This window comes from Steroidobacter sp. (assembly GCF_016790065.1).
GTDB lineage: Bacteria > Pseudomonadota > Gammaproteobacteria > Steroidobacterales > Steroidobacteraceae > Steroidobacter.
The window spans coordinates 1-14,735 of sequence record NZ_JAEUPY010000254.1 but is presented as its reverse complement, the minus strand read 5'-3'; the positions used below and the strand labels follow the sequence as shown (position 1 = coordinate 14,735).

10 protein-coding genes are annotated in these 14,735 nt (G+C 62.0%); 2 read left to right on the top strand and 8 right to left on the bottom strand.

The features are described 5' to 3' along the window. From JNL55_RS10845 to JNL55_RS10815, 7 genes are all read right to left on the bottom strand, one after another. Window positions 1-558, bottom strand: coding sequence for a cysteine hydrolase family protein (locus JNL55_RS10845; protein WP_293852836.1), 558 nt, complete (start codon window positions 556-558; stop codon window positions 1-3). A 112-nt stretch (window positions 559-670) separates the two neighbouring features. Beyond that, window positions 671-1,912, bottom strand: a complete 1,242-nt coding sequence (locus JNL55_RS10840) for a sugar phosphate isomerase/epimerase family protein (RefSeq protein WP_293852835.1) — start codon at window positions 1,910-1,912, stop codon at window positions 671-673. A gap of 77 nt (window positions 1,913-1,989) precedes the next feature. Continuing rightward, window positions 1,990-2,367, bottom strand: a complete 378-nt coding sequence (locus JNL55_RS10835; RefSeq protein WP_293852834.1) for an ArsC family reductase — start codon at window positions 2,365-2,367, stop codon at window positions 1,990-1,992. Continuing rightward, a complete protein-coding gene (locus JNL55_RS10830; RefSeq protein WP_293852833.1) occupies window positions 2,368-4,350 on the bottom strand; it encodes a TonB-dependent receptor in 1,983 nt (660 codons plus the stop codon). 135 nt (window positions 4,351-4,485) lie between these two features. After that, on the bottom strand, window positions 4,486-6,285 hold the full coding sequence (locus JNL55_RS10825) for a DUF885 domain-containing protein (RefSeq protein WP_293852832.1): 1,800 nt from the start codon (window positions 6,283-6,285) through the stop codon (window positions 4,486-4,488). A 74-nt stretch (window positions 6,286-6,359) separates the two neighbouring features. Next, complete coding sequence (locus tag JNL55_RS10820; RefSeq protein ID WP_293852831.1) at window positions 6,360-7,436, bottom strand: cyclic nucleotide-binding domain-containing protein; 1,077 nt, start codon at window positions 7,434-7,436, stop codon at window positions 6,360-6,362. 145 nt (window positions 7,437-7,581) lie between these two features. After that, on the bottom strand, window positions 7,582-8,298 hold the full coding sequence (locus tag JNL55_RS10815) for an SDR family NAD(P)-dependent oxidoreductase (RefSeq protein ID WP_293852830.1): 717 nt from the start codon (window positions 8,296-8,298) through the stop codon (window positions 7,582-7,584). Between the two features lie 144 nt (window positions 8,299-8,442). Here JNL55_RS10815 and JNL55_RS10810 point away from each other — a divergent pair, with 144 nt between their 5' ends. Continuing rightward, complete coding sequence (locus JNL55_RS10810) at window positions 8,443-10,818, top strand: DUF6600 domain-containing protein (RefSeq protein ID WP_293852829.1); 2,376 nt, start codon at window positions 8,443-8,445, stop codon at window positions 10,816-10,818. Between the two features lie 85 nt (window positions 10,819-10,903). On the opposite strand, the gene JNL55_RS10805 is transcribed toward JNL55_RS10810, so the two are convergent. Beyond that, window positions 10,904-13,276 carry a Tex family protein gene (locus tag JNL55_RS10805; RefSeq protein ID WP_293852828.1) on the bottom strand — a complete coding sequence of 791 codons (2,373 nt, stop codon included), beginning with the start codon at window positions 13,274-13,276 and terminating at the stop codon, window positions 10,904-10,906. Window positions 13,277-13,506: 230 nt separating this feature from the next. On the opposite strand from JNL55_RS10805, the gene JNL55_RS10800 reads away from it, so the two are divergent. Continuing rightward, the coding region (locus JNL55_RS10800; RefSeq protein ID WP_293852827.1) for a serine hydrolase domain-containing protein at window positions 13,507-14,735 on the top strand (1,229 nt) is incomplete at its 3' end.

The following is a 14,735-nucleotide window of genomic DNA, read 5'->3' as shown; positions in this document are numbered from 1 at the left end:
TCAGATGGTTACGGCCTCGGCACGCTGCACCTGAGCGAAGCGGCCCTGCAAGACCAACTCGGTCCGGTCCCGAATCTCGGCAGCAGTGTAAGTGCGGCCCGATCCGGACACCATCGGGAAGGTCAGGGTCGCATCGATGGCATAGCTGACGGTGTAGCCCAAGTCGCTGGCGTGGCGGGTGGTCGTCTCACAGCACTGCTCGGTGCGAATACCGGTAACGATCAGCCGCTCGATGCCGTGCTTGCGCAGCCAATAGTCCAGGCTCTGGCCGTTCTTGGTGGTGGCGAACATGCCCGAGTGCACCGCCTTGGTGAACACCTCGGTGGGATTCAAGTCGAACTGCGGCAAGGTCTTGATCAAGCCGGACGCGAACGAAAACGGATTTTCCGGGCCGTCTTCATCGACGTGGAATACCTGCAGTACCGGCACCTTGGCCTGCTGAGCACGATTCACCAGCAGCTGCAGATTCTTTACGAACGACGGCAACTCGGCTTCGTCCCAGTACGGACGGCGAGTGAACGACTGCTGCACATCGATGACGATCAACGCGGACTTCATGACGACTCCTCCAGCACACTGTGACGCGTAGCCTGCGCGCCGGGGAGTCGCCTGACGAGACCGCCGTCCGACAGGCAGCGGTCAAAAACGGCCAGTCGTTTCGAGCGACCGGTTATGACCGGTAGGCTTCGCGACCCACGCCTTGGATGGGAATGCCCTGCGACTTCAGCACCTCATGCTGCAGCGAGTACATGGCGGCTGCCGCTTCGTCGATGGCTTTCACGAACGCCAGCGAGCCTTTCAGGATGGGCGCGAGCCGTGCCTTGTCTTGAATGCGCGCCGGCGGATATTCGTGTTCCACGACCAGATACGTCTTGGCCGGATCGATGGACAACAATTCACGCGCGGCCAACTGATGATCGAGCCAGTCCACCGATCTGTTTTGCAGATAGGCCAACGGATCGTGCCGCGCCGTGCCCGGCAGCTCGTGTTCGCACAACACCGTTTGTTTCTTCCAGGCGTTGCCCTGATCGGCCGGATTGGGCGACGGCTTGCCGTCGATCCAATCACCCCGCTCCAAGGTCTGCCCGCCATAGCCCCACGCAGCGACGCCGCGCGAATCGACGACCTGGCCTTTCACATGGAAACCGCCGATCAAAAATCCGTAGCCCGTGTCTTTGAGATATTGAAACAACGAGCGCGTGTCCTGTCCCATCAAAATGGCGTGCGACGGATCGTAATGAATTCGGAACTGATCGCCGACGCCGTGCCGCTCGCAAATCCGATGCAAGGCGATCCACGGCCCGGGCGCGTAGGCGATGTTGTTGTGCCAGCGATCCAGAACATTCCAGCCCGGCATCGGGCATTGCTCGATTCGATACGTCAGACCGCGCGCCTTGGCTTCCTTGAGCAGCGGAATGAACACCTCTTCGAACATGACCAGGTTCTGGTCCATTTCCAACAGCGGGTTCCGGCCGACGAAGCCGCACACGGCGTCGGTTCCCAACAGCACCGCGGCGTCGAACACACGCAGCATGAAGTCATGTTTCTTGCGACGGGCGGCGGCATCGGCGACCAGCATGTTGTCGAAATAGCCCACATCGGACAGACCGACGCCGGTTTCTTTCATCGCCGCCAGCACTCGCGACGCACGCGCTTTATCGAACGGCTGACGCAGATCCAGCGTGTTGGCGACCGGATCGAGCATCGCCTCGGCAGGCACGTCGCTCTCGGTGGGATGCAAAGCCGCCGATAGTTGAATGTTCGGCGAGCCAATGTCGCGCGCGAACTGCAACCATTCTGCGACGGCCAAGTCCGGATCGGCATCCCGCTGATCGCGCGGCGTCAGCTCCTGCAGAGCCGCGGTCAGGATGCTGAGTTTCATGGGTTTCGGGCCAAAAGCGCTGGTGCTCATGCGCCGAGTCTGGCAGATCATGGAACCGTTTACAGCCGGGATTCCGCCGCATCCGGCCTGCCATCAAGCGGGGGCGATCAGCCCAGTTCAGCCTGGTAGTCGGCGGGCTTGAAGCCCACCAACAACTTGGCGCCCTTCTCCAGCACCGGGCGCTTGATCATCGAGGGTTGCGCCAGCATCAGGGTGACGGCTTTGCGCTCGTTCAGATCGATCTTGTCGGACTCGGGCAATTTACGGAACGTGGTGCCGGCGCGGTTCAGCAACACTTCCCAGCCGACTTTCTTACACCAGCCCTCCAGCCGATCGCGCTCCACGCCGGCGACCTTGTAGTCATGAAATTGGTACTCCACACCGTGCTCTTCGAGCCAGGTGCGGGCCTTTTTCATGGTGTCGCAGGCTTTGATGCCGTACACAGTGGTGCCGGCGCTGATCTTGGGGGTGCTTTTGGTGGCCATTTAGAAATTGTACTTCACCCCGAAGCGCAGGGTCCGCGGCTCCTCCACCCGGCTGACTCGGCCGTCCACCTGTTCGCCATCCGGATCCAGGCCGGCGACATGCGCACCGTAGTAATAAACGATGTCCTTGCCGTCTTCATCGAGCGCATTCAACAGCTCGGCGTAGATGGTGAAGTGCTCGCCCTTCCAGGCGCCGCGCAGATTGAGGCTGGTCTCGGGATCGGCACGCAACGAGTTGTCTTCGATCAACGGATACTCGCCGAGATGGCGCACGCGCAGGCTGGCTTCCCAGCGGTCGTGGATCATGGCGATCCCCAACTCGCCGGCATTCTCGACCGCGCCGGTCACATACACCCCATCCGGGCTGTTGTCGTAGCGAGCACGGCTACCGGTCCAGACCGCATCGAAAGCAAGCCAATCCAGCGGGCGCCAGAAGCCCACCAGCTCATAGCCGCGACGCTTGGTCGCCGCGCCGGGTTCGACTGAATTCGAATCGCCGACAAACTTCAGCTCGCTATCCAACTCGAGCCACCAATACGTCGCCGTCAAACGCACCGGGCCGAGTTCAAAGCGTGCGCCGACTTCGTGACCTGCGCCTTTGCTCAAGCCAGCCACCGGCGTCACCGTGTTCACGACGCCACGCGCATCGTTGGAATGAAAGCCGCGCCCCCAGTTGCCATACACCTCGATGCGGTCGCTCACGGTGTAAGCAGCACCTAACTTTGGAGAAACAGCGGTATCGCTGTCGGAGCCAGCATCGACGCCATCGATGCGTGCCTTCACATCGAAATCGTAATAGTCGCCGCGCAAGCCGCCGGTGAGTCGCAAAGCTTCGATGGGTCGCCAGGTCGCTTCCGAGTAAACGCCAGCGGAGCTTTCACGCACCGAATGTCGGCTGATGTTTTCGATCGCAGCGCCGTCTTCGGTGTGCTGCAAGCCGACGTTGCCGATGTCGTCGTAGCGACCTTCGACGCCAGCAGTGAACGACAACTGCTCGTTGACCTCGAAAGCGCGCTCGAAGCGGCCGCCGCCAATCCAACGACGATCGAACTGATTGATCTGGAAGTCGTAAGTGGCGTTCGACAGCATGTGCCAGTCGTAGTACTGCGCGTACACCGTCGCCCGCCAGTCCTGGCCGATCAAACGCGCGGCGCCGATCCAGCGTAGCGTTTCACCAACCGCGGTGGGATCGAGCGAGCAGTACACGTTCTCGCACGCGTCCGTGCCGATGGCACGCTCGGGAATCTGTTCGGTGGGACGCCACTCGGCGTGATAGCCCGACAGGCTCAGCTCCAGCCGCGTGTTGTCCAGGGGCAGCGTGTACTTGGCCCAGGCCGATTGATGCTTCAGGTTCTCCGCCAGCTCCCACGGGCCGTCATAGGACTTCCATTCGCCGACCGCGACCAACTCGCCCGCGCCGATCTCGGTGGACGTGCCGCCGGCCAGGCGCTGCCAATCGTATTTGCCGCCTTCGGCCGAGATGAACGTAGGCAGGCGGGTGACCGTGCTCATGTGGGCCGTGCCGGCCATGGAGAAGTCGCCGGTGTCGGCGCGATATGGCCCTTTGCGGTAGTCGATGCGGTCGACGACTTCGGGAATCAGTCCGTTAACGTCCAGATAACCCTGCCCATGGCCATGGGTGCGCAGGTTCATCGGCACATCGTCGATGTAGTTGGAGAAGTCGGTGCCGTGGTCGAGATTGAAGCCGCGCAGGAAGTACTGGTTGGCCTTGCCGGAGCCCGAGTGCTGGACGGCGATCATGCCCGGCACCACCTCCAGCAACTCCGCCACCCGCAGCAGGGGGCGAACCGCAAGGTCGGCACCACCCACCGCACCCTCGCTGGCCGCGGCAGCCTTGCCGATCTGTTGCTCGCCACGGGCGAACACCACCACCTCTTCCAAGTTGTCGGCCGCCGACGCGATATTGCTCACCGTCGCCAACAATGCCAATGAAAGGACCGCACTCCGAGACCGCTCGACCATCGTCAATTCCTCGCGCGTGCCGCTCAGTACGGCACAAAGGCGGCGGAGCTTAGGCGGTCGAGCTGGTGCAGGCGCCGTTCTTTACCGTTACTAGCGCGTCGTTAACGTTAAAAACCGGCGAGATCTGACTGCAAATCAAGGAGCTAGCGCGGACGGTGCGTCCGCCTTGCTGGACGACTTCTGCGCCACCCAAGCTTGAATGCGCTTGCTCAACACGTCCAAAGGCAGCGCGCCACTGAGCAGTAACTTGTCGTGAAATTCGCGCACGTTGAACTCCTCACCCAACGCCTGCTCGGCATCGCGACGCAGGCTGCGCAGTCGCAGCTCGCCGATCTTGTACGCCAGCGCCTGCCCCGGCCAGGAGATGTAGCGCTCCAGCTCGGTCTGGATGTTGTGAGGGGCGAGCGCCGAGTTCTCGGTGAAGCAACGTCGCGCCTGCTCGATATCCCAACCCAACCAATGAATGCCGGTGTCGGCCACCAGGCGGCAGGCGCGCCACATTTCGTACGAGTAGCGGCCGAAGCGCTCATAGGGATCGCGATAGATGCCCATCTCCTCGCCCAGGAACTCCGAATACAACCCCCAGCCCTCCACGAACGCAGTCGGACTGGTGTTGCGACGGAAGTACGGCAGCCCGGTCAGTTCCTGCGACAACGCGATCTGCAAATGATGGCCCGGCACCGCCTCATGCACGGTGAGCGCCGGCAGCTCGTAGAGCGGACGCTGATCGAGGTGCGAGGTGTTCACCATGTACCCGCCCGCCTGACCCTGCTGCATGCTGCCCACCCAGTAACGGCCGGTGGTGTAACCCTCAGCGATATCGGCCGGCACTGGTCGCACACCGTAGGACAGACGCGGCAAGGTGCCGAACAGCCGGGGCAATTGATCATCGGAGCGCTTGGCGATTTCACTCGCCTTTTCCATCAGCTCTTCGGGCGTCTTGGCATAGAAGCGTGGGTCGGTGCGGAGCAGGGTCAAGAAGTCGGCGAAGCTGCCCTTGAAGCCGGTCTGCGCGATGGTCTTTTCCATCAGTCCGCGAATGCGCGCCACTTCCGACTGACCCAACTGATGAATTTCATCCGGCGTCATCCGGGTTGTGGTCTCACGGCGCACAAAGAACTTATAAGAACTTTCGCCGTTGGGAACGGTACGCCACGCCAGCTTGGCGCGCGTCGCCGGCAAATAGTCCTTGGCCATGAAGTCGGCGAACTTCTTTTGTAACGGCAGGATCCGATCGCGCACCACCGCGAGCGCCTTACTGCGATATTCCTGTTGTGCCTGTGCCGGAATGCCGGCGGGCAGACGAGCGAACGGCAATAACATCGAGCTGTCTTCGGGCTTGCCATTGGCCTGCTTGCGAGCAACCTCGAGCACGCGCTCAGCAACGATGCGAGGTTGCGTGAACTTGGTTTTTACACCTCGCTGCAAATTGATGAGGTTCTGTTCGTAATACGCCGGCGTCGCTTCGAGACGAGCCAACCATGCATCGGCATCTTCACGTGAGCCGATGGTCGTGGTGCGCGCCAGGTAGTCGAGCAGAGTGTGAAAGCCGCTGTCGTTCTCGAACGGAATGCGCGGCAGATCGAATGTGAGTTGTTCGGAATGCGTGGCAACGACGCCGCTGAGTAGCTGATGATTCAGTGCCGCGTCATCGGACAGACCGGATGCATCGATCTTCGCTAATCGCTCGCCGAGACTCTTGAGCAGCTTGGCATTGGCCTGCAGTGTCTCAGCGCGCACATCGGGCAGACGGCGCAATGCTTCGCGATCGCCTTCCTGACCGGCACTGACTGGATCGTCCTTGCGGATCAGCTGTTCGTACTCGCCGATCAAGCCGGTCAGCACCGTCTCCGCGGACTGCGCAGCGGCCAGCGACGGCGATGCGCAAAAGGCTAGTGCCGCGAGCAACGAGGCAGGACGAGACAACAATCCCATGGCCGTCTCCATAGCTGATGGCAAGGCGGCATCTTGGGCCGGCGGCCCGGGAAATTAAAGAGTGGTAAGCAAACTCAGCGCGGCGCAGCCAGCTCGGTAGAGCCGAGGCCGCCTCGCAGTACGCTGGCATTGAAGCCACGCTCGGCGAGGATATAGGCGCAAGCCGAACTGCGCCGGCCGGTATCGCAACAGACGATGTAATGCCGATTACGGTCCAGCGCCTTCATTTTCAAGCGCAACGAATGCAGCGGAATGTTGATGGCACCGTCGGCACGGTAATGTTCGAACTCCGAAGGCAGACGCACATCCACCCACAGCCCGCCTTCGGCCGCGACGATACGCTTGGCATGGTCGTAGTCGACCCAGTCGAGCAACGGCTCATGCAACAGCTTGCGAAAATCGTCTTTCGCCAGCCGCATCAGCACGCCGTCGGTGACCATGGTCACGGTGGCATTGCGCTTCACATCGGAGATCAACGCTTCCTCACCGAAGGTGTCGCCCATCTTCAGCTCGGCCAGCCGCACGCCATCTTTGTTGAGCGGCGTTTCACGCGCCACCTGGCAGATGCCTTTGACGACCACATAAAAATAATCGCCGTTGTCGCCCTGCTTGATGACCACCTCACCGGCGCGACAGTCGATGCGTTGCAGGCGCATGAACACGGCTTGGATGTTGGCCGGCGGAATCTTGTGAAAAGCTTTGGTCTGCAACAGCGCCGTCATCCAGTCGTCCGGGCCGGGCGCGCCGTCTTCCAGGCCGTTCAACTCCAGCACCTTGTAAGCGCCGGTTTGATCGAGCGTGACTGCGACGTCCAGAAACTCGCTGTCGATTTGCAAATATTCGATCCGGTCGGACGTCACCACCGCCGAATACGGCCGAGGCAGCTGATGGGCCAGCGGACTCTTGGATTTGGGCGTGCCGCTGCGGACCGAACCGATGATCTCGCCCTCGGCCAGCAAATCCACCGAGCCGCTGACCAAATAAAAGGTCTGCTTGTCGTCATCGCCCTCGGTGAACAACAGGCGGCCCTTGGGCGCCTGGCGGCGGGAGATTTTCCGGGCGAACACGGCCACGCTCTCGGGTTTCATGCCGTCGAAAGGCGTGAAACTGCGTAGCAAGGCCAGATCTTTTGGGTTCCCGGATAACTCCATGGCCAAATCTTCTTATTAAACGTAGGCAGTATTAGGCAGGCGCCTGATGCAATCCGCGAAACACCTCACAACTGCCGCCGCGCTCGGGCTGGAAATCCCGTCAAATCGGCCCGATTTGACGGGTCTGTCAACATTCTGTCGTGGCTTACAGCCGTTGGTACCAACTGGCAGGCAGGCTCCGCAGCAGCCAGGCCACCAAACGCCAGCGGCGGGTCACATAGGCGTGCCGCTTACGTTGGCGAATGGCGGCAAATATTTGCTCTGCTGCCCGGTCCGCGGACGCCACCCAAAACAACTGTGGACTCTGCGCCATAGCGGTGCGGACGAACCCCGGTTGAATGTCCGTGACCGTGATGGGCATGCCGCTGCGCTGGCAGCGTTGCCGAATACCTTCCAGATAATTAGAAACAAACGCTTTCGATGCGTTGTATGCAGGCGCCGCCCGGCCGCCGCGCAGCGCTGCCACAGATGAAATACCAACCAGCTGACCCGAGCCTCGTGCTTCCAACGCGCCGATGGCCACGTTCACCATGGCAGTGAAGCCGAGCACGTTGACCTCGATGGTGTTGCGTTCTTCCGCCCACTGCAGCTGCGGATTGATGAAACCCACGCCCGAGCTGATTACATACAACTCAACATCGCCGACTTCGGCAATCAGCTCGCGCAGCGCTGCCATCGCTGCTTCGGGCTCAGAAATATCCATGACTTTGGTGACCGCGGGCCCAGGCAACCCGGCGCGCACTTGCTCGAGCAACTCGCTGCGCCGGGCTGCGAGCCCGACGCGATAACCTTGCTTGGACAAGCGCTGCGCCAGCGCCGCACCGATTCCCGAGCTGGCACCGACGATCAGCGCGCCCGGCATGCCATCGCCTGCTGTGTGAACATGACTTAATGCTTTGATTATTGGGAGGTGAACACCCCAAGACTAACGCATTCAGCACGTTCACCTTGAGTTCACCCCTGGGAACGGATCATGCTCACAACCGTTCTAACGGGGGTGGGCATCATGATTTCCAGTAGCGCCAACCGCCGACTCGCGGCTCCAGCCAGCAGCCAACTCTCAGGCAGCAACGTGACTAATTCTCCGACACCCAGCTTCGAGCGTCTGCGTCTTTTCGGCCTGGGCAGCGTGGCTGTTCTGGGGCTGGGCTGGCTGGCGGCTGCACCCAACATCGCGGCAGCTCAAGAGCCCGTGGTCGAGCCCGAGGCGGTGATCGAATCCGGCGAAGACGTCGAGCCTGTGCCTGTGGTCGAGCCGGAAAGCGCGACCGAATCCTCCAGCCGCGCCACGCCAGTCGTCGATCCGCCCAGCCGCGTCGCGCGTCTCGGCTACCTCGATGGCGAAGTGACGCTGGCACCGGCCGGCAGCGAAGAATGGGCCGAAGCCTCCATCAACCGGCCGCTCACCAGCGGCGATCGTTTGTGGGTGGAAAAAGGCGGTCGCGCCGAGCTGCAGATCGGCTCGGCGGCGGTTTATCTCGACGGCGACACCGGCTTCGGTTTCATCGAGCTCGACGAAGGCGTGTTGCAAGCCAGCCTGACCGAAGGCGCTGCCACCATTCGCGTGCGCCGTCTGGCGGAAGGCGAAACCATCCAGATCGAAACGCCGCACTCCACCGTGGTGCTGAATCGCGTCGGCGAATATCACCTCGAGGTCGACAAGTCGGCCGACCGCACCATCGTCAAGACGCGTCACGGCGAGGCCGAAGTCAAAGGCGGCAATCAACGTTTCGTGGTTCGTGACAACGAGCGCGGCGTGTTCGCCGGCGTCGACAATCTCAGCGGCCAGATCGACAAGCTCGGTTCACGCACGGCCTTCGAGAACTGGGCCAATGATCGTGACGGCCGTAACGAGCGCTCCAAGTCGGCTCAATACGTGTCTCGCGACGTGGTCGGTTACGAAGATCTGGACGACAACGGCGAATGGATCAGCGAGCCCGAATACGGCTACGTGTGGCGCCCGACTTATGTGGCGAGCGGCTGGGCGCCGTATCGCTACGGCCGCTGGGTGTATGTGTCGCCTTGGGGCTGGTCGTGGATGGACGATGCACGCTGGGGCTATGCGCCGTTCCATTACGGCCGCTGGGCCAGCATTCGCGACCGTTGGTGCTGGGTGCCGGGCCCGCGTCACATTCGCCCGGTATATGCACCGGCGCTGGTGGGTTGGGTGGGTGGACCGAGCGTCGGCATCTCAGTGTCGTTCGGCAACGTCGGCTGGTATCCGCTCAGCCCGCGCGATGTTTATTACCCGGGCTATCGACACACGCCGCGGTACATCCGCTACGTGAATGTTTCCAATACCGTCATCATCAACAACAATTATTTCTACGGCCGGCGCTTGCCACCGCCGCGCTTCGACTATCGCCACTACCCTGGCGGTGTGACGACAGTGTCGCGGGACTACTTCGTTGGTGGCCGTCGGATCGGCGATCACTGGGTGCGGCCGGATGACAATCGGTTGCGTGGCTTCCACGCGGAACGTCGCCCGCCCTCGATTGCGCCGTATCGTGAGAGCGTACTCGGTGGCCAGGTTCGCCAGCCGCCGCGCGATGTGGATCGTTTCAACAATATGGGTCGTGGCGATTACTACGCCGGTCGCGTGCCCTTCAATCGTGAACGCGGCGCCATCGAGAGCAATGGCGGTCGACCCATCGGTCGCGCCGAGTTGCAGGATCGTGGCCCCAAGCGTGGTGGCGACTTCGTTCGGCCGGGCTCGGGCTTTGCGTCGGGCGACAACAAGCGGCCTGAGCAGGGTCGTGCGCTGGGCCTCAACGAGCGCAACACTAACGACCGCAACAGCACCGATCGCGCGCCTCGTGAGTTGAACAATGACTCGGTGCGCGATTGGCAGAATCGTCGGGATCGCGACAGCAATGCCAATAACAATGGCGGCACGTTGTCCCGGCCGGGCAGTAACTCGCCTGCTCCTCGTGCGACCGAAACCCGGCCTCGTACTGATAGTCGGGATCGTCAGCGTGAGCAGCTGGAAATCATGCGAGCTGAAGAGACGACTCGGTCGGAGCAGCGTCGTAACGAGCAACGTCGTAATGATCAGATGGAACGTCAGCCGAGCAACACCTTCCAGCAAGGTGGCAGCAGTGTGTATCGGCCGCCCGTGAACGATCGTGTTCGCGAGCGCGAGTCGTCACGACCGAGCCCGACCATTCGGAGTGAGCCTCGCGAAAATCGTCAGTTGAGTCAGCCCCGCAGCGAGCCCCGGCGCGATTACACGCCGGCGCCGAGAGTCGAGCCGCGAGCTCAACCGCAGCCGCAGGCCCAGCCTAGAGCCGACCGCCCGTCGAACAACAACGGCGGCGGCGGTAGCAAAGGTGACGGCAACCGCGGCGGCAATCGGCCGTGGAATTCGAGTAAGGAACGTTAGCTAGACAGCGGTGCCCGTCGAACGCGGGCACTGACTAATCTGCATCGGCGCCCGACGAAGCCTGGGCGCCAGACGGCTGGTGCAATTACGGCCGCTTCAGGGCGCGAGCGAAGGCGTCGGCCATCGCACCGGCGCCCACCGGCTCGGGCTCGCGACGCTGCTGTTGCTGCTGTCTCTGCGGTGGACGTGAATCGCGGTCACGGCGGAAATCGCCGGCCGCATTGTCACGAACCCGCTGAGCCGACTCATCCAGCCGCATGGTCAGCGCAATACGCTTACGCTGCTGATCCACTTCCAGCACTTTCACCTTGACCACGTCGCCGGCCTTCACCACTTCGCGCGGGTCTTTCACGAACTTGGTCGACATCATCGAGATGTGCACCAAGCCGTCCTGATGCACGCCGATGTCCACGAACGCGCCGAACGCGGTGACGTTGGTGACCACGCCTTCCAGGATCATGCCCTGCTGCAGGTCCTTGAGCTCTTCGACGCCGTCCTTGAAGGTGGCGGTCTTGAACTCCGGTCGCGGATCGCGGCCCGGCTTTTCCAATTCCTTCAGAATGTCCTTGACCGTCGGCACGCCGAACTTTTCGTCGGTGTACTTGGCGGGATCCAGCTTCTTCAAGGTCGAACCGTCGCCCAGCACTTCCTTCACCGGCTTTTTCAGCTCGGCGATGATGCGCTCGACCACCGGATACGCTTCCGGATGCACCGACGACGCGTCGAGCGGATTGTCGCCGTTCATCACGCGCAAGAAGCCCGCCGCTTGTTCGTAGGTCTTGTCGCCGAGCCGCGGGACTTTCTTCAAGCCACCGCGATTGGCAAACGCACCGTGCTCATCGCGATAACGCACGATGTTTTCGGCCAGCGTCGAGGACAAACCGGAGATACGTGCCAGCAAGGCTGCGGACGCAGTGTTCACGTCGACACCGACGGCGTTCACGCAATCCTCGACGACGGCATCGAGGCTCTTGGCGAGCTTGGTCTGGCTGACGTCGTGCTGATACTGACCGACGCCGATGGACTTGGGATCGATCTTCACCAGCTCGGCCAGCGGATCCTGCAAGCGGCGCGCGATGGACACGGCGCCACGCAAGCTCACGTCCAGATCCGGGAATTCCTTGGCCGCCAGCGCCGACGCGGAATACACCGAAGCGCCCGCCTCGGACACCACGATCTTGGTGAGCTTCAGATCCGGATGCAGCTTGATCAGGTCGCCGGCCAGCTTGTCGGTCTCGCGCGAGGCCGTGCCGTTACCGATGCTGACCAGATCGACGTTGTGCTTCTTGGCCAGCAAGGCCAGATGGGCAATGGTGCGATCCCATTCGTTACGCGGCACGTGCGGATACACGGTAGCCGTTTCCAACAACTTGCCGGTGCTGTCGACGATGGCGACTTTCACGCCGGTGCGCAGGCCAGGGTCGAGGCCCATGGTGGAGCGCGGGCCGGCCGGAGCGGCCAGCAACAAGTCGTGCAAGTTGTGAGCGAACACGCGAATCGCTTCTTCTTCCGAGCGCTCGCGCAGCGACGTCAGCAACTCGGCTTCCAGCTGCCAGGCCAACTTCACCTGCCAGGTCCAGCGCACCGTCTGTAGCAACCAGGCATCGGCCGCCTGTTTGCGATCAGCAATATTGAAACGGGCGCCGATCTTGAGCTCGCAGGAGTTGAACGGTGCCGGACCGGTGGCCGGCGGCGGCTGCAGATCTTCCGGCAGCTTCAGCGCAACCTTGAGCAACTCTTCTTTACGGCCGCGGAACAGCGCCAGCGCGCGATGCGAAGGCACGGTCTTGATCGTTTCGCTATACGCAAAGTAGTCGCGAAACTTAGCCGCTGGCTCTTCCTTGCCCTCGGCGACAGCGGACACCACCACGCCGTTATCTTGGAGATGAGTACGCAGATTGGTCAGCAACTCGGCGTCTTCGGCGAATTGCTCGATGAGAATGGTGCGCGCGCCTTCCAGCGCAGCCTTCACATCCGCCACGCCCGGGTTGTCGTCGCCTTCGGCATTCTTGAACGCCGGCTTCAAATACTTGGCCGCTTCGACTTCCGGGGTCAGCGAGCGATCCGCCAACAGCCCCGCTGCCAGCACGTCCAGGCCGGCCTCACGCGCAATCTGAGCCTTGGTACGGCGCTTGGGCTTGTATGGCAGGTACAAGTCTTCCAGGCGCTGCTTGGTGTCGGCCTTCTCGATGCTGGCCCGAAGCTCGGGTGTCAGCTTTTTCTGTTCATCGATGCTGGCGATGATGGCGGCGCGCCGTTCTTCCAGCTCGCGCAGGTAGGACAGCCGCTCTTCGAGCGTGCGCAGCTGCGTGTCGTCCAGGCCACCTGTCGCTTCTTTGCGATAGCGCGCGATGAACGGCACCGTCGCGCCCTCATCCAGCAGTGCTACGGCGGCAATGACCTGTTGAGCAGTGGCCGCCAGTTCGGTGGCAATGCGGGATTCAATCGACGGAAGCATGGGCCGGATCCACAGAGCGAAAACGAGGCGCGCACTATGAAGAAGGGGCCCGGTCGCTACAAGGCTTGAGATTCGCGTAAGAGTGGTCTAAGCGCCCGGTTCAGCCCGAGCCGGCCTGATGGCAAAGTTCTGTCATGGCCTGGCCCGAGCGCCGCCGCGCTCATTACCGGCCGCTACACTCGCCAGGCGTTAAAAAAAGTAACTTCGACGGACCGTGGAGGGATTTCACTGTGCGGACAGAATCAATTTCAGGGGCATCGGCAAACTGGCGCGCATGGAGCCTGATCGCGCTGGCTTTACTCGTCAGCCTCGCGGCCCAAGCACGCGATCTATCGCTGCCCGACGTCAAACCGGAAAGCGTCGGCTTCTCCTCCGAGCGCCTGCAGCGCCTCGATGCCGGCATGAAAGCCGTGGTCGACAACAAACAATTGGCCGGCATTGCCACCGTCGTCGCCCGCCGCGGCCAGATCGTGCAGCAGCTGGCCTACGGCCAGGCCGACATTGCCGGCAACAAGCCGCTGCAGATGAACAGCATCGTGCGCATCTACTCCATGACCAAGCCCATCACCGGCGTGGCTTTGATGATGTTGTACGAGGAAGGCAAGTGGCAACCTTCCGATCCCATCTCGCGCCACATTCCCGAGTTCAAGGATCTGCAGGTGTTCGTGGGCGAAGGCGCCGACGGCCAACTAGTGGCGCCGGCACACGCGCCGACCATGGGCGAGCTGCTGTCGCACACCGCCGGCTTCACTTACGGCTACTTCGGCAGCACCCCCGTCGACAAGTTGTATCAGCAGTCCACCCCGCTCGGCGCGGGCTCGCTACAGGAATTCATCGATCGCATGGCGCAGCTGCCGCTGCTCTATCAGCCCGGTGAAGCTTGGGTGTACAGCGTGGGCGTGGACATCCAGGGCTACCTGGTCGAAAAACTCTCTGGCAAACCGTTCCCGGAATTTCTGCGCGAGCGCATCTTCGAACCGCTCGGCATGAAGGACACGGCGTTCTATGTGCCGAAGGAGAAGATGTCGCGGCTCGCCACGGTCTACGCGTGGGGCGCCGAAGGACTCGCACCGACGCCACACGACAAAGGCGTGAACGAGCCTCCCGGCCTGCCCTCGGGCGGCGGCGGACTTTATTCAACGGCGGCTGACTATTTGCGATTCGCGCAAATGCTGGCCAACGAAGGTCAGCTCGACGGCAAACGTTTGCTTGCGCCGAGCACGATCGCTTTGATGACGGCCAATCATGTGCCCGAGGCAGTGAAGAACCAGAACGGTAAATTCGGGATCGGCCAATACCGCATGCAGCCTGGCTTCGGCTTCGGGTTCGATGTGGCCGTTTTTGAAGAACCGCTGCGAGTCGGCAGTCCCGCGGGCAAGGGCACGTATTTGTGGGACGGCCTGGCCGGCACTTGGTTCTGGATCGATCCCACCAACGACGTGCTGTTCCTCGGCATCAT